This is a genomic window from Sphingobacterium sp. SRCM116780 (genome assembly GCF_021442025.1).
Classification (GTDB): domain Bacteria; phylum Bacteroidota; class Bacteroidia; order Sphingobacteriales; family Sphingobacteriaceae; genus Sphingobacterium.
Window position 1 is genome coordinate 2713421 of sequence record NZ_CP090446.1, and the last position, 26134, is coordinate 2739554.

24 protein-coding genes and 1 tRNA gene are annotated in these 26134 nt (G+C 33.4%); 10 read left to right on the plus strand and 15 right to left on the minus strand.

Annotated features, from left to right (window positions below; translation table 11 throughout):
• Window positions 1–7: 7 nt before the first annotated feature.
• The 13 genes from LZQ00_RS11625 to LZQ00_RS11685 form a co-directional block, all read right to left on the minus strand.
• Window positions 8–574 carry a Crp/Fnr family transcriptional regulator gene (locus LZQ00_RS11625; protein ID WP_234509459.1) on the minus strand — a complete coding sequence of 189 codons (567 nt, stop codon included), beginning with the start codon at window positions 572–574 and terminating at the stop codon, window positions 8–10.
• A 629-nt stretch (window positions 575–1203) separates the two neighbouring features.
• Window positions 1204–3768 (minus strand): tetratricopeptide repeat protein, encoded by a 2565-nt coding sequence (locus LZQ00_RS11630; RefSeq protein WP_234509460.1) that lies wholly within the window; start codon window positions 3766–3768, stop codon window positions 1204–1206.
• 186 nt (window positions 3769–3954) lie between these two features.
• A complete protein-coding gene (locus LZQ00_RS11635) occupies window positions 3955–4266 on the minus strand; it encodes a Crp/Fnr family transcriptional regulator (protein WP_234509461.1) in 312 nt (103 codons plus the stop codon).
• 149 nt (window positions 4267–4415) lie between these two features.
• Window positions 4416–5075 carry a DUF5353 domain-containing protein gene (locus LZQ00_RS11640; protein ID WP_234509462.1) on the minus strand — a complete coding sequence of 220 codons (660 nt, stop codon included), beginning with the start codon at window positions 5073–5075 and terminating at the stop codon, window positions 4416–4418.
• A 123-nt stretch (window positions 5076–5198) separates the two neighbouring features.
• Window positions 5199–5696: a hypothetical protein gene (locus LZQ00_RS11645; protein ID WP_234509463.1), complete on the minus strand. Its 498-nt coding sequence runs from the start codon at window positions 5694–5696 to the stop codon at window positions 5199–5201.
• Window positions 5697–5822: 126 nt separating this feature from the next.
• Entirely contained in the window at window positions 5823–6437 is a 615-nt protein-coding gene (locus LZQ00_RS11650) for a hypothetical protein (RefSeq protein ID WP_234509464.1), read from the minus strand.
• Between the two features lie 120 nt (window positions 6438–6557).
• A complete protein-coding gene (locus LZQ00_RS11655; protein ID WP_234509465.1) occupies window positions 6558–7010 on the minus strand; it encodes a hypothetical protein in 453 nt (150 codons plus the stop codon).
• Between the two features lie 169 nt (window positions 7011–7179).
• Entirely contained in the window at window positions 7180–7449 is a 270-nt protein-coding gene (locus LZQ00_RS11660) for a hypothetical protein (protein WP_234509466.1), read from the minus strand.
• A gap of 195 nt (window positions 7450–7644) precedes the next feature.
• Window positions 7645–8097, minus strand: coding sequence for a hypothetical protein (locus LZQ00_RS11665; protein ID WP_234509467.1), 453 nt, complete (start codon window positions 8095–8097; stop codon window positions 7645–7647).
• 345 nt (window positions 8098–8442) lie between these two features.
• A complete protein-coding gene (locus tag LZQ00_RS11670) occupies window positions 8443–9216 on the minus strand; it encodes a hypothetical protein (protein WP_234509468.1) in 774 nt (257 codons plus the stop codon).
• A 130-nt stretch (window positions 9217–9346) separates the two neighbouring features.
• Window positions 9347–9529, minus strand: coding sequence for a hypothetical protein (locus LZQ00_RS11675; RefSeq protein WP_234509469.1), 183 nt, complete (start codon window positions 9527–9529; stop codon window positions 9347–9349).
• A 254-nt stretch (window positions 9530–9783) separates the two neighbouring features.
• The gene (locus LZQ00_RS11680) at window positions 9784–11094 is read right to left on the minus strand and encodes a DUF2931 family protein (RefSeq protein ID WP_234509470.1); all 1311 of its coding nucleotides are present in this window, start codon (window positions 11092–11094) and stop codon (window positions 9784–9786) included.
• Window positions 11095–11173: 79 nt separating this feature from the next.
• On the minus strand, window positions 11174–11899 hold the full coding sequence (locus tag LZQ00_RS11685; protein ID WP_234509471.1) for a hypothetical protein: 726 nt from the start codon (window positions 11897–11899) through the stop codon (window positions 11174–11176).
• A gap of 595 nt (window positions 11900–12494) precedes the next feature.
• On the opposite strand from LZQ00_RS11685, the gene LZQ00_RS11690 reads away from it, so the two are divergent.
• The 4 genes from LZQ00_RS11690 (at window position 12495) to LZQ00_RS11705 (ending at window position 16166) form a co-directional block, all read left to right on the plus strand.
• Window positions 12495–13013: a hypothetical protein gene (locus LZQ00_RS11690; RefSeq protein ID WP_234509472.1), complete on the plus strand. Its 519-nt coding sequence runs from the start codon at window positions 12495–12497 to the stop codon at window positions 13011–13013.
• Window positions 13014–13021: 8 nt separating this feature from the next.
• The gene (locus LZQ00_RS11695; RefSeq protein ID WP_234509473.1) at window positions 13022–14605 is read left to right on the plus strand and encodes an ankyrin repeat domain-containing protein; all 1584 of its coding nucleotides are present in this window, start codon (window positions 13022–13024) and stop codon (window positions 14603–14605) included.
• Between the two features lie 40 nt (window positions 14606–14645).
• Window positions 14646–15617 (plus strand): ankyrin repeat domain-containing protein, encoded by a 972-nt coding sequence (locus tag LZQ00_RS11700; RefSeq protein ID WP_234509474.1) that lies wholly within the window; start codon window positions 14646–14648, stop codon window positions 15615–15617.
• A gap of 219 nt (window positions 15618–15836) precedes the next feature.
• The gene (locus LZQ00_RS11705) at window positions 15837–16166 is read left to right on the plus strand and encodes a zinc-ribbon domain-containing protein (protein ID WP_234509475.1); all 330 of its coding nucleotides are present in this window, start codon (window positions 15837–15839) and stop codon (window positions 16164–16166) included.
• 105 nt (window positions 16167–16271) lie between these two features.
• Here the strand turns inward: LZQ00_RS11705 and LZQ00_RS11710 are convergent.
• Window positions 16272–16345 (minus strand) — tRNA-Pro (locus LZQ00_RS11710).
• A 346-nt stretch (window positions 16346–16691) separates the two neighbouring features.
• Between LZQ00_RS11710 and rplS the strand changes: the two genes are divergently transcribed.
• Window positions 16692–17039 (plus strand): 50S ribosomal protein L19, encoded by a 348-nt coding sequence (rplS, locus tag LZQ00_RS11715; RefSeq protein ID WP_234509476.1) that lies wholly within the window; start codon window positions 16692–16694, stop codon window positions 17037–17039.
• Window positions 17040–17152: 113 nt separating this feature from the next.
• On the opposite strand, the gene LZQ00_RS11720 is transcribed toward rplS, so the two are convergent.
• Window positions 17153–18439 carry a histidine-type phosphatase gene (locus tag LZQ00_RS11720; RefSeq protein WP_234509477.1) on the minus strand — a complete coding sequence of 429 codons (1287 nt, stop codon included), beginning with the start codon at window positions 18437–18439 and terminating at the stop codon, window positions 17153–17155.
• 716 nt (window positions 18440–19155) lie between these two features.
• Between LZQ00_RS11720 and LZQ00_RS11725 the strand changes: the two genes are divergently transcribed.
• The 5 genes from LZQ00_RS11725 (at window position 19156) to LZQ00_RS11745 (ending at window position 26124) form a co-directional block, all read left to right on the plus strand.
• A complete protein-coding gene (locus LZQ00_RS11725) occupies window positions 19156–20253 on the plus strand; it encodes a carbohydrate-binding family 9-like protein (protein WP_234509478.1) in 1098 nt (365 codons plus the stop codon).
• Window positions 20254–20439: 186 nt separating this feature from the next.
• Entirely contained in the window at window positions 20440–21564 is a 1125-nt protein-coding gene (locus tag LZQ00_RS11730) for an acyltransferase family protein (protein WP_234509479.1), read from the plus strand.
• A 163-nt stretch (window positions 21565–21727) separates the two neighbouring features.
• Window positions 21728–23362 carry a CTP synthase gene (locus tag LZQ00_RS11735; RefSeq protein ID WP_234509480.1) on the plus strand — a complete coding sequence of 545 codons (1635 nt, stop codon included), beginning with the start codon at window positions 21728–21730 and terminating at the stop codon, window positions 23360–23362.
• 15 nt (window positions 23363–23377) lie between these two features.
• Window positions 23378–25192, plus strand: coding sequence for a membrane protein insertase YidC (gene yidC / locus LZQ00_RS11740; RefSeq protein WP_234509481.1), 1815 nt, complete (start codon window positions 23378–23380; stop codon window positions 25190–25192).
• Window positions 25193–25326: 134 nt separating this feature from the next.
• Entirely contained in the window at window positions 25327–26124 is a 798-nt protein-coding gene (locus LZQ00_RS11745) for an META domain-containing protein (RefSeq protein WP_234509482.1), read from the plus strand.
• The last annotated feature ends 10 nt before the right edge of the window (window positions 26125–26134 follow it).

A 26134-nucleotide genomic window follows, 5' to 3' on the forward strand; every position in this document is an offset into this window, starting at 1 on the left:
CAAAAAATCAGATCCTGGAACGAATCCTACTTAAGGTTTCGAGAGAAATGCCTAGATAAGAAGCAATATGAGTAAGTTTAATTTGATGAAAATACTTCGGAGACATTTGAATTAATTTTGTGTAGCGCTCAGTAGCACTCAACACATTAAAATCAAACAATCTTTCCTCAAGCCATGCGGCATACATTTCGGTAAATAACAAATCATACTCGACCAATTTAGGAAATGACTGCTTAACTTTTTGAAAATTATCACGAGAAATACATTTCACACGGAGGTCCGTCACACATTCAATTACCTCTTCACTTGGTTTTTGCAATAGATAACTATTAAAAGAAAGTGCTACATCATCTGCAAAGTAAAATTCTGTGGTCATCTCTTTTTTATCTCCATTGTAGAATTTTCTTGCAACCCCATCTATTATGGTAAAGCTAAATTTACATATGTCTCCCTGTTTTAAAATGAAATCACCCTTTTTAAAGGTCTTTTCAATGGATATATCTTCCACAGCTCGTAAAGTCTGTTCATCTAGTGTTTCTATAAATTGTTCGAGCTTTTGGTAGTACAAGTTCATTTTACGAAATTAATAAATATAGCTATGTATTTTAACAGGGCTGAACTATAAATTTATCATTTCAATTTCTACATGTTAATTAAAAGACAAACCTTTTTCATTACCATACTATCTTTACTCATTACCTGAAACATATACTTTTCTTATACTACCATTTATGAGTCCTAAACACTTGAATATCAAATAAATTTGATTCACCTTATTCACAAAAAAAAAGTCCTCCACATAGCGGAGGACTTCAATTTTACTGTCGATTTCACAGTACAATTTTCGAACTATTTTTTTGAGGATTTAAGGAAATTGGTATCCGTAAATGATGATTATTTAGTTTTTAAAAATAAATTTTTGAATGAAAAGAAACAAATAGACAGAGGTGTATATCGAATTACAATGTTTAATGCGCCTTACAAAGCGCAAGTATGAGCAGAGTTGTTGAAAGAATGTGGGTTTAATAATGTTGATTATACATTTAGGGAGGGCAATATCCCCACTCCTCACATAATTACATTGATGTTACGCCGAAAAAAAACAAATCATAGATGAAGCGCATGAATTAAAAAGATATACAATCCAATTAAGCGTAAATGATAAAACATGACCGTATTTCGTACGTTTTACAGAATCGTATTTTACTTACCGTTCAATTTCTTTAATCGCTCTTTTGCTAGAGGGATAACATCATCATCTCCTTCATAATTTTCAATCACACTTTCCAACGTGCTCTTCGCCTGAAATTTATCGCCTTTGCCAACATAGGCATCCGCAAGCAGGATGAAGCTCTTGGCCACCCAATAGTCTTGTGATCCCATGTTGTTGATCACATCGAAGGCTGTTTTCTCAGCTTTATCATATTGTTTGTTTTCATACTGTAATTGTCCTAGGCGGTACCGCGCTTCTGCACCGACTGCCTTTTGGCTCTTTTGTGCCGCTAGATTTAGCTCCTTCATGGCAGACTCCACGTTCCCTTCCTTCAACATGAGTCGTGCGTCGTACAAATGTGCTATAGCAATTTCCTCCTCAGTTGCCTGATCATAAGTCTTTACCAACATCGAATACTTGGCAGCCTGCTCTAAATCACCGATTTCGAAATAACACTTCATCAGGTTCGTTACCGCATAGCCATAACGTTCTTTGTATTCTGAAGTGAGCTCTAGTTTTTTGAGGTGCACGATGGCCTCGTTGTATTCCTTCAAATCCAGATATAAGGCTGCTACCGTCAGCAAGGTGTTCTCTGTATACTGACTCGTCCAGTCGTTTAGGATAATATTCAGGTCATGCAGCGCTTCCTTGGGGCGCCCACTATTGTACAAACTCACCCCACGGATATAACGGGCATATTTTTCCTGTCTGGGTTTCGGAAATTTATCAAAATACGCATTGATCGCTTCCACGGCGGCCCCATATGCCTTTTTAGAAAACAAGGAATTGGCTACCTGGAAAGCCATGTTATCCTGTTCTGCGGGACTCAGATCACTGATATTAACGTTGGTCGCGTAATTAATATAACTCTTAGCATCACCCTGATCCAGGTATATATTTTCAATGGAACGCATAGCCTGCTGTGCCTCGGCAGTCGCGCTATGTTCCTCTATCACCTTTTGAAAAGTGGCTTTCGCAGCTTCGGTTTCATCTTTATTGTACTGAACCAATCCGATGGTCATCAATGCCCGGGGAACATAGCTGCTACGCGGGTATTGTTCTATCATCTTCTGCAAGCCTTCAATAGCGATATCGTAATCTCCTTTAGTGAAATACGTATATGGTATCTCAAAGGCTACGTCATCTGCGTAGTTCGAATTTGGAAATTGTTCGATAACAGACCTCAGGATACTGAGCTTGGTTTTATTGTCGCCCTGTAATCCATGAAGAATACCACGCTGGAACAGTGCATAGTCCTGATTAGGAGCTTTGCTGTTGATCAACTCATCGTAATATTGATTAGCTCGGTCGTAATTGCGCACGGCTAGATACGAATCACCCAAACGTGCGATCACGTCATAACGTACTTTATCCTCCATTGAACTTCCCTCAAGAGACATAAAGCGTTCAAAATATCCGGCTGCCATATCAAAGCTGTTATTACGGAACGCCGCATAAGCCAAGCCATAGTTCGCGTAATTGTATACATCCGTGTTTCGTGCAGCGGGCAACCGAAGGAACCGTGAAAAGTTATCAACAGCTTCCCCGTACTTGCGCACTTCATACATCGCCTCCGCTTTCCAATACGTGGCCAACGCCGCCATTTCCGCATCGATTGGGAATTTTTCGGATCGCATGAACATGGATATGCTGTTTTCAAAAGCACGCTCATTATAAAACTCCAATCCGCGATAATACGTTGCTTTTTGATAGATTATATCGTCTTCCCGCTCCCTATTGTCGAACATTTCTAACAGACTTACCCCTGCATGTAAATTACTCGTACCCAACAAGATATCAGCCGACAGTGTTTCTTCAGTCTCTGATTCTCTAGTCTTCGGACCATGATCCCTATATTTCTGAGCAATATATTCCTGTGCGACTTTCAAGGTAGCTGGGGTGGAGTCCAATTCATATAAGATTTTAGCATAGTTAAACAGCCCATCCTCTTTCAGTATCGGATCGAAATCCAATTTGGACGCTTGGGCAAATGCATTGCTAGCACCTTGCTTATCCCCGGTTTCTAGGGCGATATGGCCTAAAGTAATCAGCGAGCTTTGATAAAAGGCATCCGAAGCTGTCAACTTCTTCATAATAGAGGCCGCTCTTTCGTATTCGCGTGCTTGGTAGGCCAGGTAGCCGATCCGGTAATTATCGATATTGTTTTGCGAAGCATCAGGGTGCCGTTTCAGTACGATACTGTAATAAGCTTGTTTGAATTTGTTTTTTGCAAAATATCTGTCAGCGGCGATCTTGCGAAGCTCAACCTCTAGCGCTTGACGATCAAAATTCATATCCGGAGTTCGGCGCATCTTGACGGCATCGGCCAATATCGGCCGATATTCGCGTACGACATCCATAGAATCTATAATCGCAGGTTGATTTTCGCCTTGTTGCTCACTAGGTTGTCGCTTTTCTTTCTGTTTTTTCTCCTCTTCCTGTGCATATCCCATAACCAGCACTGCTAAAAAGACCCCGGTAAGCAGGTATTTCAGGTAGTTATAGCCATTCCTTTCTTTCAGTATCATTCTTTTTCCGTATTCGTTCTTATCCATATACCTATTTCAACTCTGACTTACTGTCAAAATTCATTCCATAGACGCCCATAAAGCAAATATACGCATACAAATCATGCAGGAACTTATGTATCCCATTCTTACCGCCTACACTTTTTTGGAAATTGTATTTTCTCTGATACGCTGTTCAGTAAAGTCAAGGCACTCTATAAGATACGATTTCATTTAACTGTCGTATCCATCAGTCACACATTCAATTATCTCTTCACTTGGTTTCTGCAATAGATAACTATTAAAAGAAAGTGCCACATCATCGGCAAAGTAAAATTCTGTGGTCATCTCTTTTTGATCTCCGCTGTAGAATTTTCTTACAACTCCATCTATTATGGTAAAGCTGAATTTACATATATCTCCCTGCTTTAAAAGGAAATTACCCTTTTTAAAGGTCTTTTCAACGGATATACCTTCAACAGATCGTAAAGTCTGTTCATCTCGTGTTTCTATAAATTGTTCGAACTTCTGGTAGTACAAGTTCATTTTACGAAATGAATAAATATACCCATGTGTCCTAACAGGGCTGAACTATAAACTTACCTTTTCAACATCTGCAAGTTTAATTAAGATGATTTTTTTCCACTACCATAATGTCTTTTACGCAATACCTGAAAAAATTTGTTTTTTCTATGCTACCATTTATGCGATCTAAATACTTGAATTTTGTCTAATATTTTAGCATTATACATGGCAAAATCCTTATACTCTGGCATGGTTGATATTTCCTTTACTACATTTCCAAATTCTATCGCGGTAACAGTATCATATTCCTTTTCACATGCATCAAACTTTGTTTTATCTGTTTCATTTATGGCCTTTTCAAACTTTTTTTCTAACGCCTCTAATTTATCTAAATATTTGTTTGCCAAATCATTATCCAAACTTGGTTTTTCCGTATTCATAATTTCGTCTTGTGTTTTCTTTTGACCTTCTTCTATACTTGCCTTTATATCCTCAATTGAAGTAGATTTACTGCTTGTAGAAAAAATTATTCCGTAAAAACCCAAAACTGCAATCACTAAAAACACAAGTAAATACATGGATTTACCTTCGTTTTTAGTGAATTTTTTGTAAGCAAAATACATTAAACCTGCGCCTAAAATCAACATTCCTACTGCTAAACCTATGTTACCAAAGATTTCATAAACTGGTAATAAAATTCTTGGTACACGATAAGATGCCTGTTCTGAAAAATAAGTGCTACCCATACTAAAAATACCTGCCCCTACCAAAGCGATAGCAAAAGATTTGATTTTTTCTATGGTTACTAGTGTTGAATTTTTTTCTATCATAATTTTAAAATTTAACATTTATTTGGTACTAAAGTTCAATCGAAGAACAGATGTCGAATTTTGAAATACAGCCTACCTGACGCCACCGTGAATAGCACTGTAAGAAACCCTTGTTTGGCAGTACTATTTTAAAGGATCTATTCTTAGTTGTTCCCACTCCCAAGCATATTCACCTGTATTGGGGTCTTTCTCTGGTTCTGCTTCTTTAATTCTTTTTAATGTAAAGGAAATTTTAATTTTTTCATTATAACGATGCTCCTTTCCTTCATTATCGTAAACTTTTAAGTCTTTAGGAGTGAATGTAGTCGGTAAAGAAAACTCATTTTTTCCATTTCCGTTCCAGACCTTAAAAAAGTCAATATGGTTGTTGTTTTCATCTTCAAACATCAAACTTGTAGGTTGTCCCAAATTTATTGTAATATCAGAATTAGACACGGAAAAAGTTCCTATTAACGCGATACGTTTGCCGTCGCTTTCAGTCTGTTTCTTCATCTCTTTAAATACATTTGGAGAAACAACTTCCGCTTCTGTTTTTGAAGCAAAAGGATTATATCCAGTTTGCCATAGTACAATAGCTGCGACTCCTAAAATTGTTAGTCCGTATTGCAGTATCTTTTTCATATAATTTCAATATTTATGTATAGTAATACTATTGAGGTCGTATTAGAAAATCGATTTATGACCATCTTCTTGTATTGCAAAATAAATTATGCAAGTTGAAGTGTTTTTGAAATTGCTAATTATCCCTTAAAATGAAATATCAACTTTTAGATTTGCATATTTAGCACCTATTTTTTTCAAGAAATCTGTTGCAATGATAATTTCTTCTAAGTTTTTTTGCGTATTTAATGAAAACGCGCTGGCACCGGAAGTAGCATAAGTAAATACCAACGCAGAAAAAATAATTAATTCAATCGGATTTCCATCTGTGGCTAACGAAATTTTATAAGCTTTTACATTATCGCCCTTTTGTTTAGCAAATGCTTTTATCATACCTTCTAAAGGAATTTCACTTATCGTCGATTTTTCTAAACGAGAGGCATTAAAAATCAAATGGTTTGAGATTTCTCCTTCTGTATCGGTATCTAAAAGGTGTAAATCGCTTCCGCTTAAGATAAGATATTTTGGAGTTTGAACGGTATGAAATTTTACTGTACCTAGGGTTGCCATACTTTTTAATCCGTCTTTAAGGCCATCTTTTACAGAATCCTTTGTAGAGTAGTCTAAATTACCATAATTAAAGGCATCAATGGACCTACCTTCCATCTGTTTTGTTAGGAAAGAAAGTTCAGCATTCAAAAATTTAGTTTTATAGTTCTCGGCATTATTCATTTCAGCAACAAAATCTGTACTTTGAAACATTTCTTTCTGTTTCTTCTTTTTTAACTGCATAAAATATACCTGCATAAAATACAACCATAAAAACAATAACAAAAATAACTGTGGAACTCATAATTTTAAATTTTTAGTAAATAAATATAATTAAACTTGTTTGGGTTCTATTTTATGTTTTTTTGAAGGGATACTACCCCAAATTAAAAAGCCAATGATCAATACAGCAACCAGTTTTCCACCAAATTTTGTGTAAAATGGCAATTGGTTAATGCTTTCTTTGTTCAGTTTTTGCGATACCAAAATCGCATTTAATTCATTTTCGGGAATATCAAAAAACTCTTTTGTTTTTTCATTGTACCCAACTAACTTTGAATCTTTGGTTATATATAGCGGTAGTATGTAAGCTATATTAAATTCTGTATGGAGTGTGGCTAAATCTAAATAATCACCATTTTCTAATTTAAATTCATCCGTATTAGGCAAATCATAGACTTTATTTAAAACTTCTCTCTCTCCAATAGGAATTTTTAACCTTGCAAACGAAAAATTTGAGGCTGTTACAAAAATTACTATGATTAATAATATTTGTTTAAGTGACATCAGAATGAAATTTATTAATAAATATTATGTGTTACAAATTCACAATACTATAAAAATACAAGTGGCAATTAAATTGTTTCAAATCATTTACAATTCGTTGAGACAGAATTACAATTCGTTAAAATTTAAAAATTAGCATAGCGATATCATAAGAACTGTTTTCCCATTTTTAATCTTTCAATATTTGTTCTGTTTCTGATAAAAATTCATCAATTCTATTTCTATATACTGGCGAATACGATTGAAATTTAATCATTCCCTTGTCCGTTTGAATGAATATATCATTCCCAATATTACTACCTTTTTTAAGGTTGGTTATCACTTCTGTTTTTAATGGCTTGTTTATTTTATATTTCTGGGTATAGATACCGAATAGATACTTAATGGCAAACAAATTTTCTTTTGGATAGATGACCATCTGTTTTACGCCTACTGCCATAAAATAAATTGATAAAAGTATCCAGACAGGTGATAATAATTTTATGTAGTCATTAAAAACTACAGGCGTTATCAATTCATAGTTGATTATTACTCTCAAACTTAGCGCAAATACGATAAGACCTATCATACACATGATTGTATTTATATCGTAAAAGCTGTAATTATTGTTTTTTTTATTGTAGTGTTTCATCGTTTAGTTTAAAAATTTGTTTAAAATTGGCAGTGTTTCTTTTTCAAATGTATCTGCGTGCTTTTGAATGTTAGTTGTCAGTTTTGGAGGAAAAGATATTTGAATGGGTTTACCATATTTGTCTTTTTTTAAAACAATGCCGTACCAATCGCCATAAGAAGCAGAATTAACTCTTTGAAAATACAATATCTCGTCTTTTGCTATTATCTTTTTGAAAATTAAATCCTTAATTATAACCTCTTTAGAAGCAAGGTTAAAGATTATTTTTTTTGTGCATTTTAAAACAGTAAAAAATAATCCGATGGAAGCTATTGGTATTAAAAGCCGAAATGTTTTAAACGTTTCTTTGTCTAACAATGTAAGGATACTTGCCACAAACAATATTGTCCAAAAGACTAACAAAAGATTATCAATTGGTTTATGTGTTTTAATAGTTATTGAATCTGTTTTATTCATTTGTATTTTTTTAGTATGGTTGCAAAACATAGCACAACGTTTTGAGTGCTTGGCGATAGTCGGTATTTTATTTTGTCAGTGGAACCTGGGTACAATATTTTAAAAACAGCAAAATCACAAAAGTCCTTTTACTGTTTTATTCTTTTGTGTTTCAAAATATTTAGTTATTCCAAATCTAACAACCAACCACACTAACATCAAAACCGTTTACAATTCGTAAGACTTGGTTTACAATTTGTAAAAAACTATATCATAAATCATTTTTGGGCATTTGAGTCAAACTAAGATTTGTGAGTTATTTGTTATAATAGAAAAGACCAAAATTCAATTAAATTTTGGTCTTTTCTATAAATGTGCGTAGTGATTAAGTTTATTTTTTAATTCTATTTTATAGTTAAACTTAAGAACCCTTTGACGCCAAAGTGTTAATGTTTGTTCAGCGGTAATGTATTCATTTTCTGTACCTATTATTAATCGGTCATGAAAAGAATTTATGAATTGAGACCAATAGTTTCCTTTCGAATCATTTAATAAAAAGTAAAAGCCAGCGTCACCAAATTTTTTTCCTGATGATTCTAGAATTAGTTCACCATTTATTCCAACACTAGGAGACATGATAACAGTTGCATTACCTTTTGGCAAAGGAAATACAGCTTTGATACATGTTTTACCTGAAGGCAATTTACATACTCCATAGACACCTGAATAAATTATTTGACTATTTGACTTAATCGTTCTAAGCCAAATGGTATATTTTACTTGATTAGACGTAGGATCAAAAAGAGTGATTATTTCGCTTTTTATCGATTCTGTGTTTTTTATATTTTTCGTTGGAATGTTCAATTGGTTTATTCTGTTGCTGAATAATTTGTTCACTAAAACTCCGAAAAGTTTAAAAAAAGGATTCCATTTTACGGTAAAGTCCAAGTTATACTTAGCTGTGTTTTCATAAAATCCAATAACTTGTTGGGATAAATTGGATAATTCCATGCCTGATAGATTTAGCATATCCATCGAAGGAATTAAGCCTTGTGATTTTGTATTCCTTTCGATGATTAAATTTTCTTTTTCAGCCAATTGATTAATAAAATCTTCACCAATTCCACTAAATATACTCATGTTCAAGTACTAATGACAAATTCTCTTTTTGGTGGTTCCGATTGATTTAAGTTACATATAACCTTTTGAAACTTTGCGTTTGGCAGATTTTTAGTACTAAATTTTATTCAAATTCCTAATGTTGATGTTGTTATTTATTTTTAGCGTTCCTGATTAGAAAGTAAATTGAAAATATAAACGCAATCCCATAAACAATTGCTAACCCAGTTTTCTCAAATTTTAAATTTTCAAAGTCGAATTGCTTAAACAATGTCACGCCTAAAATAATTGCTATAATAATAAAAGTAAAGGATAGTGCTTTTTTCTTTTCCATATTTTTCAATGTTTATTATTAAATCTGTTTGATTCCTAAAAGAATTGCTGTTAGTTATAAAGGTTATTATTCCAAATGTAATAATCAACGATTCAAATACCGAAATTATTTACAACTCTTGGGGAGCAGCTTACAATTTTGTAAAAATGGTTCGTAAAATCAATGTCTAATAGAATTACTACACTTGATTTTTGTAATCAAGGCACCCGCGATCACAAAATAGCACCGTAAGTAACGTATTGTTAGCGGTAGTTTTATTTGGCATAGATTTCTACACTTTTCATTTTTTCAAAATTAAGCGTCTTATCTTTTGAACGCAATTCAATTGTCACTTGAGTTAAATTCGAGTTTATATTCAATACAATATCAAAAAACTCACTTGAATTGTTTGCTGCAAGTTTTTCAAAATGGTTGAATATTTCATTTTCGTCAAACGCTAAATATGCCTTGTATTTTTTTTGATTTTTTATGAATTTATAAATCAGATAATCAGGTAAAACTTGTTTTTGGTATTTCATTTTACTGATATCTTCATTGTATAATTCGTACCTTTCTCCAGTAAAAAAACTAAAATCCAGTTCTGATTTTGTTTGACCAAAACTATTGATCGTTACTTTCCAATTATATTTTTTTCGGTATTTATTGGTCCAAATCCCAAAAGGGATAGGTTTGCCATTATTTACTATTTTTCTGAATTGAATATTATCCTCACAGGTGCAGGTATCACTCAAAACTTCTTTTATCTCATCCTCTTTTACTACATCATACTCCTTAAGTTGTTTGACATTCATTAAGTCAGCTTTGAAAATTTCTAATTCCTTAGTATCATTAGCGCTCGAAATCCACAAGACAACATCGCCACCTGGAGCAATGCCTGCAATCAATTCGTCATAATTAGCTTGTATTATATGATCTAATTTTCCACTTATATCCCACTTATATCCTTTTTTGAAATATTCAGATATTTGAGTTTTGTTTAATTTTGTAGTTAATCCATAATATTTATTTTCTAAAAAAGAATACCAATAAAGTTTCAAACTATCTGGTAATACAATACCTCCTTCATCAGATGATTTAAAAGTGGTACCTCCATTTCCCCAATTTTCTGAATAAACTTTACTGGTTTCTAAAAGTGTAACCGGATTGCGGTCTCCTTTCACGGCAACAGTAAATTCACTTTCTGAAAGTAATTTTATAGGGTAACCTTCTGGTGTGGAAATTCCTTGTTCATAATCATATTTTTCTGTTCTATTATAAACTCGTTCGTTGTTATATCTTTGCCTTTCTTCAATAGATGTGAACCAAAGCAGGAAAAAGCAAACCACAATGAATAATCCTGAAGTAATTTTAATTGCCAATTGATTTCTTTTAAAAATAAATGCAACTAAAAATAATATAAGAGCTTGTACGGGAATTGCTACTAAAATTAGAAAAATAGTAAAAGCCTCTTGAGGTACGTATCCACTATTGTGAATAATTTGAAATGGTAATAAAAATAAAAAAACCAGAACATTAATTATTCCAATGACCACCGAAAGGAGAAAAATTTTAAAATAGTATTTCATTGTTTGGTTTCTTTATTATTGAATTTTACAATCAGTCTGCCTGAAACAACCATGAAGTAGCACTATAGGTAAACTCATATTAACAGTAGCTCTTTTTTATTTCTTCTAAACTTCTTCTAAATTTATCAAAAACAATTTGTTCGTCTTCAATATCACTTGGTTTCCATTTTTCAATGGTTGTAATTTTATTCTTACTTTGATAAGTTTGACTTGAAAGCAATGTGCCTTTCATCGGGTCTTTAAACCCGATATCTACTTTTGAATTAAGGAATTTCTCTACCATTTTTGGTATTTCACAAAAGTGTTTTGTTTTATTATCAATATCAATTATTTTACTTTGAGAATCTTTCGGGAATAATTTATTTAACCACCATTGTTTTTCATATTTTGTATAAATAGGAATTGTATTCAAATACAGTTTATAACCTTCATAATACTCCGTAAAATCACTACTGATAATATAATTATAGTAAATAATAGCCTCAATAGATTGCCAACTTATAAAACAATTTTTATCAAATAATGGCATTTCAATTGTAATTCCTTGTTCATCAGAAAGCAACTTCATTTGCCTTTCCTCTATTTGTCTTTGTTGTTTTTCGGAAATTGAAAATCCAAAAACAAAACCATAGATTATTATTAATGGTATAATGGCAAATATTGCAATAGTAATCCAACCATATACAGGTACATTTTCTGGGAATTTAATTGCAAAATAAAATGCAATAAAACCAATTAATGAAAAAATAGATAGTGGTAAAATAAAAAAAATAAACTTGGCATTTCTTTCAATTAGTTTTTTCATTATATGCTATTATAAGTATTTAATATGCTTTTACTTTAGGATATTTCATTCAAGTCAATATTATTCCTATATCTAATTTACTATTATGTTTTGTTTCATTTATTTCTTTTAGGGATTCCGTTGAAAATAGGCATAAGAAAGTTGAAGTTTTTTAATGTTTCTATAATCTGTTGTCATTTAATAACTATTACAACTTCTCTTTTCCATACGCCATCACCATTTCCAAAGCCTTACTAATACAATGCGTTCTTTTCCTTCTGCTGTATTAATATCTATGCCTCCAAAATAAAGAGAAACCAAACGTCTGTCTACCTTTGCAACTTTAGTAATATTAGCAATAATTACTATTAAAACCTTACTATTTTAGTCTGTATGTAATGTAGCGAATGTTTAGATGGTTAGCTATACATTTAAAAATATTCCTACATAAAGGAACAAAAAATTGCGTAAATGTAAAAAATTTATTTCCTTTGTTAAGCCAATATAAACAACATAAACAAATGCGAACCAATAAAGCAAACAGCACGCTCATTAATTGATAAAAGTATAAAGCAAGGAAAACAAAAGCAACTATTGAGCAATCGAAAAAAACAAAATGTTCATCAACAATAAACCGACAACAAACGCTCCTCTTGATAGGTGTAAAATATTTGCCGATGGCATCAACTATATCAACACCTCTCAATGGCTGTTGGCATACACAGCTTTTGCGCATTTATGTCAGGGTGAAAGAAACAAGTCGGTTACATTGCTGTACAATATGGCATTGTGCCATTGTTCTGCAAAAGAAAACTCAAAAGCTATTGAAGTATTAAACGAGGCACTAACGCAAATTAGTATTCCTTCGGTTTCACATCATGCGATAAACCATTTGTCAAGCAATTTATTCATATACGAATATGAGAACAGCTATTATCGCCTTGCGTTAAATGAAACAGCCGTTGTGCTATGTACCAATAGTATAAAGTTGCGTATACGCAGACTTTTGGTAGATGTGTACCTGGAACTTGAAAACTGGCAAGAAATATTACGCCTTGCATTATTGCCAGAAATGAACAAATGCCAAAACGTACAAGAAGCGCTGGCAATTGCAAAATCTAAAACAAATACCTAAAAGGAAATATGAATTTATATCAGATTGAACAGGCTTATTTGCAAGGAAAAGAAAACTCAGAGATAAACGAGCTTTACAAAAATTTATTGGAAGATGAAACAGAGAACGAGCAAATAGAAATCTGGAAACAAGTATGCAGTTTTGCCAATGTAGAAATGATTGATTATTTGATTGCGAAAGGTTGGCGTACCACTGGCGTAGAAGATCAAGACGGAAATACGTTGTTGCATCTTTTGGCTCAACCTAAGCATGGCTATAATTATTTTATTGCCGAACAAAGAGTTTATGAGTGCACAAAAAAATTATTGGAAACAAAAGTTAGTCCATTGCGCAAAAACAATGATGGCGACACTGCCCTACTGCTTAGTTCTAGAGTTGGATATACTGAAATGTTACAGGCTTACGCAGAAATAGGTGCAAAAACAGATTTTACAGATCGTAATGGCAATACCTTGTTACACATTATCGCACAATACTCGTCTCATGCAGTTTCAGCTTACCAAACTGCAATGGAACGCTTACTTATTCATCAAAACGATTCAAATTTTGATGCTGAAAACCCACGTCAGGCGCAAGAAAGAGCCGAATTGGAATGGCATTTCAATGTAAATAAAGCAAGGTTCAATCAATTTATTACTTATGCTATAACAGCGATGGAATTTAATGCCGATCCATATCAAAAAAACAATGAAGGTGAAACAGCTATTGATGTGGCCATTTATTATCAATCGAAAGCTATAGGGGCTATTTTAAAAGGTGTCGATTTCTCTAATCAGGAAACCGTACCACTGTATTTTGAGGCGGGCGGAATGAATATTTATCAGGCTTGCGCCAAAAATGACCTTGAAGCATTGAATGCTCTCATCCAAATAGGAGAAGATTTAAATGAGGCTTACGATAAAGAAGGTGATAAGTTTAATGGAATGACCCCTTTGGCTATCGCAATGACGCAACATTATTTTGAGGTTACAGATGTGTTATTGAAAAACGGAGCCGATGCAACACTTCGTGATAGTAAAGCTTGGCATCCGTTTAGGTATTTGTATACACCAGTTTCAGGAGTAAATACCAATTTCGACCAATTTCAAAATAAGGTTTTTCCGAAGATTTTAAACGCTTATCTCGATGCAGGTTTCGATATCAATTCTCTTTTAGATGATGATGAAAACACGCTTTTAACGGTATCTGCTAAATATGCTGACGACCTGCAACTTTACAACGGTAATTCCATTACAACAGTGTTGATTGATGAAGTAGTTTATTCGAATGCTGATGTTAACAAAACCAATCGTGATGGCATTTCGGCATTGATGTATTTGTGTTTAGCTGATACCAAAAGAGGTGAAAAAAACCTAATTACCCTTTTAGAGCAAAGTGCATCTACCGAATTGCGCGATAAAAACGGAAAAACAGCACTGATTTATGCCGTAAATAATTCGGATAAATCGGCAGCAAAAACCTATTGCGAATTATTGGTAGAATTTGGAAATCTGCTTATTGATGCTAAAGATAATGCTGGAAAATCTGCTTTGGATTATGCTGTTGTGCAAAATAATGAGCCATTAGTTGCTTGGTTGGTAGAGAGAATGTAAATCAAAAAAATAGAATAATAAACATTTACTTATACATAAAATGGATAATATTTTTTTAAACGCTTGTAAAAACAACCAAAAAGCAATTGTGCAAACTTTGCTTAAAAAAGGCGACATCAATCTCAATAAGCGCGACGCGATGGGCAATACGCCATTGTTCTATTCGTGCCAAAAAGGTGCAAGAGACATCGTTAAAATTTTAGTAGAGGCTGGAGCCGATATCAATCTGGCAAATAACCAAAGTGCTACACCTTTACATATTGTTTCACAAAGCGGAAATAAAGAAATAGCGACTATTTTGCTAAATAATGGTGCCGATATTAATGTAACCGATAAAGCAGGCAAAACCGCACTGATTTATTCGTTGGCCGAAGGAAGGACTGAATTTACCAAATTTCTCTTATCAAAAGGTGCTGATAAAACCATTAAAGATAACGACGGACATAGTGCTTTAGATTATGCCACCAGCAGAGGTTTACGAGATACCGTTGCATTGTTGGTTGGTGAGGCAGATGATAAAAATAGCACTGGAAACACAGCGCTTCATCAAGCTGTTTGGAACAATGAAGCCGAGGTGGTTAGCGAATTATTGAAAATAAATACCATTAACATTAATGCTATAAACGACCAAGGCGATAGTGCATTGGTTTTGGCCTGTATGCAAAATAATTTACGAATTACAGAGCAATTGCTCAACGCCGACGCCGATATGTTATTGAAACGCTTGGATGGCAACTCGGTTTTGCATTATAGCAGTGGCCGTGGAAACAAGGAAATTGCCAAGTTACTTATCGAAAAAGGAATGGACATGAACAGCAAAAACAATGAAGGCGAAACCCCGTTAATTGTGGCTTCCATTTGTGGGTTTAATGAAATTACCGCCTTACTTGTTGATCATGGTGCCAGTGTAAACGAAAAAGACAACGACGAGCATTCAGCATTGCATTATGCTTCAGAAAAGGGCTACAATGAGATTGTAGAGCAGCTGATCATAGCTGGAGCTAGTTCATAAAAAATGATTATTAAAGCTTCATTTTATAAATTAAAATTCATAACTAATGAAAACAATCTAAAAACGAAAAATTTTAGTCTTGGCACTCATTGCCACATTAACCATCGATTCTCTAACGTAGTAATTAGCAAAGAAAGCTATAATGATGTAATGAAATAACAACAACAATAAGATTACTGGATAAAATAAAAAATTTAACACTTACAAATACAGAACAATATGATCATTTTTGGAACAAGAAATAAGTTTTTAACCGCATTCAATACTGAGCAAACTTGCGGTCATTGCAACACTGGCAAATTAAATTTAGCTTACACCATTAGCTATTTCCATATCTTTTGGATACCCATGTTTCCATTTGGCAAAAAAGGGATGACCCAATGCCCACATTGTAAACAAATATTAAACGCGTATGAGCTTGCTCCAGAAAGTCGTAATTACATCAACGCTCAAAAAAGTAATGTTAAAACACCTTTAACATATTTCGCTGGACTTATTTTAATTGGCGCTTTAATATTGTTTGTGGTTGTAGTTAATATGTTGAAATAAACAGGTTGCAACTTTTGAACATGATCTAGGGCAATCACAAATAAATTTGGTCTATCCTATCCACAAAAAAAGCCTTCCGCTATGCGGAGGGCTTCAATTTTATTGTCGGGGTGGCAGGATTCGAACCTACGACCTCCACATCCCAAATGTGGCGCGATACCGGGCTACGCTACACCCCGAAAAAGGTATCACCTTTTGTTTTACTGTGATGCAAATATACAGTGATTTTTATATTTATCAAGGATAAAAATCACTTTATTCAATAAACCTCTGATTTAATGAGAAATAAAATTATTACCTCTAACTATTATCATAATTACATGAATATCCTCCTATTATGATGTGTAAAACTTTTTAAAATATATCTAGAGTAGCCTCTATAAAATCAAAAGGGATTGTCTATCTTTGCAACAAACTAAGACGGCATAAAACTTTTTGAAAAAAGTATTTCTTAAAGTAAAAAAAAAGCTGTAATATTGCATTCCGATTTTTACAGGCTAATAATCGTATTTAATACTCAAAATCATGGATTTAGTAAAATTTGTAGAAGAACAAGCGGTAATCATAAATGAAGTTCCCGCATTTAAAGCTGGAGACACCATAAGCGTTCATTATAAAATTCGCGAAGGAAATAAAGAGCGTATCCAAATTTACCAAGGTGTGGTTCTCCAATTGAACAGCGAAGGTGTTAATTCAACTTTCACTGTACGCAAAATTTCAAATGGCATTGGTGTGGAACGTATTTTCCCTGTAAATTCGCCTAACATTGAAAAAATTGTAGTAAACAGCTACGGTAAAGTACGTCGCGCTAAATTATTTTATTTACGTGGTCTTACTGGTAAAGCTGCTCGTATTAAGTCTAAAAGAATCTAATTACGACTACGCAAGCATAAAAAAAGGCTTTGATTCATTTCAAAAGCCTTTTTTTATTTTAAAATTTTCAAAACAAAGCCGCATTGCATCTCTTGGACACAAAGCTTTGTAACTTATAAGCTTACCTTATTTCCTAATAGTGATTTATAATACGCTTCTATATCCTTCCAATGGTAATAGGGCAAAATATCACTCTTTACTGGAGGTATCAGTTTTTCATTCTCGTTAAGTAAGAATTTTACGATAATATCTGAGGAACCTGGCTTTCTAAAGAAAACAATCTGAATATTAGCGGCCATAGGTGCGATCTTGAAATTACTCCACGCCTTATAAAATTCTGATGGTTCGGAAACACTGTTATACGTATCTTCCAAATGCAAAAGCATAGCTAATGGGATAATGTTTCCATCGTGAGCAAATCGAAATGCGGCGCCATTTGAATGGGTGGAGATAGTTTTTTCAGCTCTTTCCAGAATATCCCGTAAAATTGGTTTAGCATTCTCAAACATTATCCCCCCATTTAATGCAGAATTTGCATCACTTACATAATTTTTATAATTGCGACATTGCCATAAATCAAAAAGCTCTTGTTTCTCAAACACATCATAAAAATTTAGTTTAGTTTCAATATTCTGCATATCACCAGCAATTTCGTACATCCCTTCAAACAGCTGCTTTTGATTTACATGCTGTTGTATATAAACGCTATCCGTAAAAAGAGCGTGTACCATTCGACTTGGGTTGATATGGTTATTTTCAAATTTATCATAATCTGCTCTCCAGTCAGATTTTGAAGAATTAAACATATTCGCTTCATTGGTATGAAAGTTAAGATAACGTTGGTATTTCATACTCGCATCTCTTGAAATAAGCAACTTCGGGTTAAGTTCCTTCAGTCGTTCGCTAAAGGCATCCATACTTAATGCACAACGGAGAACAGTTGTAGATTGAGCCGAAATTTCGGCCTTATCAACGAAAATCTGAGGGTATCTAGTATACATACGTTCGGCTATACCCCTATGCTGTCTGACTCCCAAAGGAGAAAGATCTCCTCCCCTGAATTCAGCTTCCTGCCATACTTTTTTCAACCGTTCGAATACATCTTTTCCTAACGCGGACAATGTATGGTTATTAGCGGCATCCTGCAACAGATCCAGTACCACTTTATATTGATCGTCACTAACTAAATAACGGGAGCCATGGCGACTAAAATGACTGATATAAAATGGCTCATATCCCTTTGGTACAGGTGCTTGAGGTGAAATTTCCTTTTCTGGATAAGCATAGTACACACCTGCGGTTTTTTCAGGATTGTCAAACATTTCCTGTTTTGAAGTTTGGGCACTACCTACTTGAATACTGATGTATAATGCACTTAAGAAAATGGTTATATTTTTCATTATTTATAATTTGTGAATAAGGTATTTTAAACTTTAATTTATGTGGTCTGCATGAACTATTTAATTAGAATACCTCTTAGTTAGACCGTTAAAATAGTTTGCCAAATAATGTTTAGGTTTTTTAGATTTAGTTATTTAGGTTTTATTTTATGTTGTATACATAATCAACCATATTTAACTTTGATATTGGCATTATAAATATCAAAGGATTGGTTAGATAAGCGTTTTATATTTTTTAACCAATGTAAATGAAATATTTCAGGCGTGCAAATTATTTTATTGCGCTAAATGTAAAGTTGTGTTCGTATAACTTTTTATACTTACAAGGATTTAACCGTTTAACTATCCGAATCTTGCAAGGATAATTCAGTAATTAAGACATGGATGAAAGGATACCTTTTTCTAACCTTCTTCGTACTTTCTTCGAACCATCTTCTAAGTTTCAATACACCTGGAACGCTCTTTTACCGCTGTTGCACCGCCTTTTCCCCGAGTCAACTGTGGTAAAAAGGCGGAGAAAGGACGGTAGAAGAGTACTGGAAGTTAGAAGAGAGTCCGAAGTTGGTTAGAAGTTGGTTAGAAGTTGATATAGATTTTAGGCAATAGTAAAAGCTGACATACCTTCGCCCTCTTTAGCAACATTTTCTTTACAAGGCAAAATATACTTTAATGCTAAATCTTTTTAGTTTATCTTAATGGGCTGAAAAGTTATTTTTATGAACAAATCTATTTTTATCTTTATATTATCATGCTGCTATACGATCAGCTATGGTCAAAATTCTATCAAAGAATTTTTAGCGCTGCAATCGATACCAAAAACCTACGCTGTTCTTAAAACGAATGAAACCTTGCAAATTGATGGAAAGGATAATGAAAATAGCTGGGCACAAGCAAAGACAATCACTAATTTTGAAGATATCCAAGGCAAAAACTTCAAACAACCTGCTTATAAAACAGAACTGAAAATGTTATGGGATTCGACTTATTTATATGTTTATGCGAAACTTTATGATCCTCATATTTGGGCAGATATTAAGAAACATGATGAAATTGTCTATTTGAACAACGACTTTGAGATTTTCCTAAAACCAAATTTGCATCAAGCTGAATATTACGAAGTCGAAGTTAATGCCCTTCAAACCATATTCGACCTTATGCTTACAAAACCTTACCGATTTGGTGGAGAAGCAATCACACATTGGGATCTAAAAAATCTTAAATCGGCAGTCTATGTTAATGGCTCACTCAACAACCCACAAGATACCGACTCGTTCTGGTCTGTTGAGTTTGCAATACCACATCAATCTATTTATGCATTTGGAAAACCTATGATGCCTAAACCTAATGACTACTGGCTTTGCAACTTCTCCCGTGTACAATGGCAACATGAAGTCATCAACGATCAATACCGCAGAAAAACAAAGAATAACAAGATTTTAGAAGAGGACAATTGGGTATGGTCTCCAATAGGCCTAATCAACATGCATTATCCTGAAAGATGGGGTTATATACAATTTGTAGAACATGCACAGGAACAACCTCCTGCTTTACCAGAGACGTATGAAATAACAAAATTGGCTTGGAATATTCATTATTTACAACGATTATTTTATAAAGAGAATCGTATGTACACGAACCAGCTATCAAAACTTTCTCTGTTTAAAGAAAATATAAATCCAATTCTAAAAAATTATCAGATCACGTTGAACTTAAGTCAGGATAAAAAGAATTATAATATGCAAATCGTTGATCATCGATCAAAGAAAATGTATGTATACTTAGACAATAAGGGTAATTTTGAGATCAATCCGTAGATTAAGGTTTTATGATTAACTAAAATTAAAAGCTGATTATTTATCAAGTAGCTCATAAAAGAGGAGATTATTTATAGATGGGTTCGGATATTCATTTTAATAACCATAGTCATTTGAAATGATATTCAATCTTCAACAAAACACCCAAAGAAAATAGAACTAATATTATTACTTTTACAAGCAATAATGTATAAGAATATATCCTTTTTTCCCAATCTGAATGCGTTAAGATTTGTTGCTGCATTACTGGTCATCTTTCATCATGGAGAGGTAATTCGAGCGAAAAATGATTTTATTAGTTATGAACATTTAAGTTTTTTTCAAAACGGGAGTACTGCTGTTAAATTTTTCTTTGTTCTAAGTGGTTTTCTAATTAGCTATCTGTTGCTAAAAGAGAAAGCTGAGAAAAAGACGATATCTATTCCAAATTTCTATTTGAAAAGAGTAATCCGTATATGGCCTCTTTATTTTTTATTAGTTACTATTGGCATCCTGCTATTTCCTTTTTTATTTGAGGTATTACATATCAAGTATACTTTTCCCTATAAGGTTGATCAAGTATGGCTTTTATTCTTGCTATTCTTACCTAGTGTAGTAACCTTTAAATTTGGCTCCCATTTATTGGAACCGCTTTGGTCAATTGGCGTAGAAGAGTGGTTTTATATTATCTGGGCACCTCTATTCAAATGGATAGATAATAAACTGGCATTTATTATCGGTATATTTTTGATCAAAATAATCCTGTTAACACTTTGTTTTAACAACATGATTGTGAACGATCTACTTGTACACCTGATTAAAACATTTGCATTTGAATCCATGGCTATTGGTGGACTTGGAGCTTATTTTCTATACAATACCTCTATGGATATACATCAATTGTATAAAAAGTATGCACCTCTAAATTACTTATTGTCAACTGTACTGTTTGTTTATTTCTTTTTCAGAGCATATGCTCATGCATTACTTGGATTTGATATTTTTGAAAGTTGGCTATTTTCTTATATCATCTTAAATTTTCTCTTTTTAAATCTGATTTTATTTTCCAGTGTTATACTAAGTTCAGAGTCATTTTTTAATAGATCATTTCTTGACTATGCAGGTAAAATCTCTTATGGTATTTACATGTACCATATGATTGTGATATTTGCGGTTATCCATCTTGGAAAAAAATATTTATTAAATCTGGATCCTTGGCTCAGTTTTACTATTTTTTATGTCCTTGTCATTGTGGGCACATGCATCACAGCGCATCTGTCTAAAAAATATTTTGAAGATTTTTTCATGAAATTCAGATCAAAATTGAATTAACTGAAGTCGCAATTAAATATCTTATGCTTCAAAAATTTTAAATCGTAAAAATTAAAAACAAAAAAAAACTTAGTCTTCCACAAATATTCTTATCTTTGTATCCCGTACATAAAGCAGATATTTAGGTCACTTTAGACCTTATATTTTGAAATCCATTATTGTTATGACTAAATATATTTTTGTTACGGGCGGCGTTACTTCGTCGTTAGGGAAGGGTATTATTGCATCTTCTCTTGCTAAACTTCTCCAAGCACGTGGCTACAAAGTAACCATTCAAAAATTCGACCCCTACATTAACATCGACCCAGGAACATTGAATCCCTATGAACATGGTGAGTGTTATGTTACTGAAGATGGCGCTGAAACGGATCTTGATTTGGGTTATTATGAACGTTTCTTAAATGTTCCAACTTCTCAAGCCAATAATGTAACTACAGGTCGTATTTATCAATCTGTTATCCAAAAAGAGCGTGAAGGTGCTTATTTAGGAAAAACTGTTCAAGTTGTTCCCCATATCACAGATGAGATTAAGAACCGGATGCAATTGTTAGGTCAAACGGGTCAATATGATATTGTCATTACAGAATTAGGTGGTACTGTTGGTGATATTGAATCATTGCCTTTCATTGAGGCTGTGCGTCAATTGAGATGGGAATTAGGCACAAATGATTCTGTAGTTATCCACTTAACATTAGTTCCTTATTTAGCTGCTGCAGGTGAATTGAAAACTAAACCTACACAACACTCTGTTAAAACATTATTGGAATACGGTATTCAACCTGATATTTTAGTTTGTCGTACGGAACATAAATTAACGCAGGAAATTCGTAAGAAATTGGCTTTGTTTTGCAATGTCAACCTGAATGCAGTAGTAGAATCAATTGATGCTCCTACCATTTACGATGTTCCTTTAAATATGTTGAAAGAGCAGTTAGACAAAACTGTATTGGCTAAATTGAAACTTTCGAATAAAAACGAACCTGATTTAGACAGCTGGAAAGCTTTCTTAGGTAAATTAAAAAATCCGACAAATGAAGTTAACATTGGTTTAGTGGGTAAATATGTAGAATTACCTGATGCTTATAAATCAATTGTTGAAAGTTTTATTCACGCTGGCGCTACTAATGAATGTAAAGTAAAATTAGCATACATTGCTGCTGAGAGTGTGAACGATGATAATGTTCAAGATAAATTGAAAGAAATGGATGGTGTACTTGTTGCACCTGGATTTGGTGAACGTGGCTTAGAAGGAAAATTGGCTTCTATTAAATATGTTCGCGAAAATAATATTCCTTTCTTTGGTATCTGTTTGGGAATGCAATGTTCAGTTATCGAATTTGGGCGTAACGTATTAGGTTTAAAAGATGCAAATAGTGTTGAAATGAATGCTGATACCCTAAATCCAGTAATCAATTTGATGGAGGATCAAAAAAATATTACCAATATGGGAGGTACTATGCGTTTAGGTGCTTATGACTGCGATGTCAAAAAAGGTACAAAAGCATATAGTATTTATGGAAAGACTAGAATTACGGAGCGTCATCGTCATCGTTATGAATTCAATAATGACTATTTAAAGCAGTATGAAGCCGCTGGTATGATTGCTTCAGGAATCAATCCAACTTCAGGTTTAGTGGAAATTGTGGAATTAAAAAACCATCCTTTTTTCGTTGCAGGACAATTTCATCCAGAATTAAAGTCAACTGTTGCAAATCCTCACCCACTTTTTGTTAGCTTTGTAGCCGCTGCTCTGTCAAATAAGAAAAATAAGATACAAAAGCAGGAAACAATTAAGTAAGTTTAATTTTTAAAAATGGATAGAAATACCCTTATTGGTTTACTTCTGATGTTCGGAATCATAGCTGGTTCATTTTATTTAATGAAACCATCCGACGTAGAAATAAAGAAAGAACAAGCTCTACAGGATTCGTTAGCGCGTGTTAAAAAAGGTTTAGCACCTTTAACTGACTCGACGAAAACAAATGGACAGATCGTAACAACGCAACCAGCACAGACTGCTGATTCTGCGACTTTAAAACTTCCTTTTGGAGCGACAAAATTTGGAACTGAGAAAATTATCACGTTAGAAAATGATAAGATCATTGCTAAAATAAGTTCTAAAGGTGGTCGTGTAAAATCTGTACAATTAAAAGGTGAGACAAATTTTAATGGTAAGCCATTACTGTTATTTGAAGGAGACGATAACAAATTTGGATTAAAATTTAATGTTGCTGGTCAAGCGATCAATACGAACGATTTATATTTCACATCTGAAGACGCTGATGTCAAAATCACAGGTGAAGATTCAAAATCAATCAAATTGAAATTGAATTATGGAGCTGATCAGTATATTGAATATGTTTACACTTTAAAAGGTCATGGGTACAATCTTGGACTGGATATCAATACAAAAGGTATCCAAAATAAAATTGATCAGAAATCAATTGATTTAGATTGGGAAACTATCTTACTTCAAAAGGAACAAAACATAGCCTCTGAACGTCAGAAATCTACCATTTATTATAAAGAAGGTGATAATGTTGATCATTTATCCGAAGCTAAGGATGAGGAAAAAGAATTGAAAGAAAAGGTAGTATGGATTGCATTTAAACAACACTATTTTTCTAATATTCTTTCTAGCAAAACTGGCTTTACCTCCACTAAAGTTGATGTAAAATCAACAAAGGAAGAGGGTGTTATTAAGCTTTATAGCTCTACTGCTCAGTTAGATTATGCAACACAAAGAGATAACAATTATTCTTTAAGCTTCTTTTTTGGACCGAATCAATACAAAACGTTAAAAGCTGAAGGTCATGATTTCCATAAGATTATCAATATGGGATGGGGTCCAATGCGTTGGATCAACCAGTTCATTACGGTACCTGTATTTGATTTCTTAGATGGATTTAATATGAGTTATGGTATTGTCATCCTAATTTTAACGTTATTGTTAAAATTAGTATTGTCACCATTGACATATAAATCATATCTATCTATGGCTAAAATGCGTGTTTTAAAACCTCAGTTAGATGAAATCAAAGCTAAAGTTGGGGAAGACAATGCTGTATTGCTTCAACAGGAACAAATGAAATTGTATAAAACGGCTGGTGTAAACCCCCTTGGAGGTTGTCTTCCTTTGGTTTTGCAAATGCCATTTACAATTGCCTTTTTCTATTTCTTTCCGAATTTATTCGAATTGAGAGGCGAAAGTTTCTTGTTCATGAAGGATATGTCCACGTATGATACTTTATTTTCTTTTGCTCCAATTTTTGGTGTGTTGAATCACGTATCATTAATGTGTGTGTTGATGACTTTGACAACATTGCTAACAACTTGGTATAATAATTCGACTTCAGGTGCTACAGGACAAATGAAATACATCGGTTATATTATGCCTTTAATTTTCTTCTTTGTCTTGAACAGCTTCCCTGCTGGTTTGAACTACTATTACTTCCTAAGTGCTATCCTAACATTCTTGACACAATTGATCATCCGCTCAATGGTTAATGATGATAAGATTTTAGCAAAATTGGAAAGCAATAAAAAGAATCCTAAAGTGCAGAAGAAATCGACTTTCCAATCTAGAATGGAAGAGGCGATGCGTCAAGCACAACAAAATAAAAAATAATATATACTATAATTAAGAACTTGAAAAAGAGGAAATCAGCGATTGGTTTCCTCTTTTTTCGTATGCTACTGTAGCAATCCGTTAAACAATACGTTAGATTTAGTGTTTAACAGTTACATTAAAATAAGATAAAAATGAAATTTAGCCAGACTTTAATAATAGCAACTCTTTTAGTAGGATTGAGCAGTTGCTCAATTTTCAGAAAGAAAGCAGACATGCATGATACCTCCAATACAACAAAAACAATCGAGATTACGGGTAAGAAATGGCAATTAATTGAATTAAATGGAAAAGCAATAGCTGAAAAGATAAATGGTCGTATACCATATTTGCAATTGGACGATAAAAACTACCTTGCCAATGCGGGCTGCAATACAATGGGTGGTGCGGTAAGTATTACAGGAAAAAATAAAATTAAATTTTCTCAAGGTATGTCAACGATGATGGCTTGTCCTGATCTGGATATTGAACATTCATTATCAAAAGCACTAATCGCTGCTGATGGATATATTATAAAAGAAGGTATTTTAAACCTAAATAAAGGCGCATCTACTTCTTTAGCTAAATTCAAATTGATGCCAGAAGCAACCACAGCAAATGCATTATCAGGAACTTGGGAATTGGACTATATATCGGGTCCTCGCATTGCTTTCAACGGTTTGTATCCAAATTCAAAACCAACCATTACTTTTGATCTAGCGTCAAATAAAGTTTCAGGTAACGGAAGTTGCAATACTTACAATACTAATTTCAAAACTGACGATCATAAAATCAATTTTGGCCCTATCATGTCTACAAAAATGGGGTGTGGAGGTTCTGGAGAACAGGTTTACTTCAGTACTTTGGAAAAAATTAATACCTATAGTGTTGACGGGCAAACACTAACGTTCATTATGGGTGATATTGCGATGATGCGTTTTCATAAAAAATAGGGATTAATTT

Bases quoted from the DNA above. Each gene is read 5' to 3' on its own strand.
- LZQ00_RS11625 (WP_234509459.1), bottom strand. From the start codon at position 574: ATGAACTTGTACTACCAAAAGCTCGAACAATTTATAGAAACACTAGAT.
- LZQ00_RS11630 (WP_234509460.1), bottom strand. From the start codon at position 3,768: ATGGATAAGAACGAATACGGAAAAAGAATGATACTGAAAGAAAGGAAT.
- LZQ00_RS11635 (WP_234509461.1), bottom strand. From the start codon at position 4,266: ATGAACTTGTACTACCAGAAGTTCGAACAATTTATAGAAACACGAGAT.
- LZQ00_RS11640 (WP_234509462.1), bottom strand. From the start codon at position 5,075: ATGATAGAAAAAAATTCAACACTAGTAACCATAGAAAAAATCAAATCT.
- LZQ00_RS11645 (WP_234509463.1), bottom strand. From the start codon at position 5,696: ATGAAAAAGATACTGCAATACGGACTAACAATTTTAGGAGTCGCAGCT.
- LZQ00_RS11650 (WP_234509464.1), bottom strand. From the start codon at position 6,437: ATGTTTCAAAGTACAGATTTTGTTGCTGAAATGAATAATGCCGAGAAC.
- LZQ00_RS11655 (WP_234509465.1), bottom strand. From the start codon at position 7,010: ATGTCACTTAAACAAATATTATTAATCATAGTAATTTTTGTAACAGCC.
- LZQ00_RS11660 (WP_234509466.1), bottom strand. From the start codon at position 7,449: ATGGCAGTAGGCGTAAAACAGATGGTCATCTATCCAAAAGAAAATTTG.
- LZQ00_RS11665 (WP_234509467.1), bottom strand. From the start codon at position 8,097: ATGAATAAAACAGATTCAATAACTATTAAAACACATAAACCAATTGAT.
- LZQ00_RS11670 (WP_234509468.1), bottom strand. From the start codon at position 9,216: ATGAGTATATTTAGTGGAATTGGTGAAGATTTTATTAATCAATTGGCT.
- LZQ00_RS11675 (WP_234509469.1), bottom strand. From the start codon at position 9,529: ATGGAAAAGAAAAAAGCACTATCCTTTACTTTTATTATTATAGCAATT.
- LZQ00_RS11680 (WP_234509470.1), bottom strand. From the start codon at position 11,094: ATGAAATACTATTTTAAAATTTTTCTCCTTTCGGTGGTCATTGGAATA.
- LZQ00_RS11685 (WP_234509471.1), bottom strand. From the start codon at position 11,899: ATGAAAAAACTAATTGAAAGAAATGCCAAGTTTATTTTTTTTATTTTA.
- LZQ00_RS11690 (WP_234509472.1), top strand. From the start codon at position 12,495: ATGTTCATCAACAATAAACCGACAACAAACGCTCCTCTTGATAGGTGT.
- LZQ00_RS11695 (WP_234509473.1), top strand. From the start codon at position 13,022: ATGAATTTATATCAGATTGAACAGGCTTATTTGCAAGGAAAAGAAAAC.
- LZQ00_RS11700 (WP_234509474.1), top strand. From the start codon at position 14,646: ATGGATAATATTTTTTTAAACGCTTGTAAAAACAACCAAAAAGCAATT.
- LZQ00_RS11705 (WP_234509475.1), top strand. From the start codon at position 15,837: ATGATCATTTTTGGAACAAGAAATAAGTTTTTAACCGCATTCAATACT.
- rplS (WP_234509476.1), top strand. From the start codon at position 16,692: ATGGATTTAGTAAAATTTGTAGAAGAACAAGCGGTAATCATAAATGAA.
- LZQ00_RS11720 (WP_234509477.1), bottom strand. From the start codon at position 18,439: ATGAAAAATATAACCATTTTCTTAAGTGCATTATACATCAGTATTCAA.
- LZQ00_RS11725 (WP_234509478.1), top strand. From the start codon at position 19,156: ATGAACAAATCTATTTTTATCTTTATATTATCATGCTGCTATACGATC.
- LZQ00_RS11730 (WP_234509479.1), top strand. From the start codon at position 20,440: ATGTATAAGAATATATCCTTTTTTCCCAATCTGAATGCGTTAAGATTT.
- LZQ00_RS11735 (WP_234509480.1), top strand. From the start codon at position 21,728: ATGACTAAATATATTTTTGTTACGGGCGGCGTTACTTCGTCGTTAGGG.
- yidC (WP_234509481.1), top strand. From the start codon at position 23,378: ATGGATAGAAATACCCTTATTGGTTTACTTCTGATGTTCGGAATCATA.
- LZQ00_RS11745 (WP_234509482.1), top strand. From the start codon at position 25,327: ATGAAATTTAGCCAGACTTTAATAATAGCAACTCTTTTAGTAGGATTG.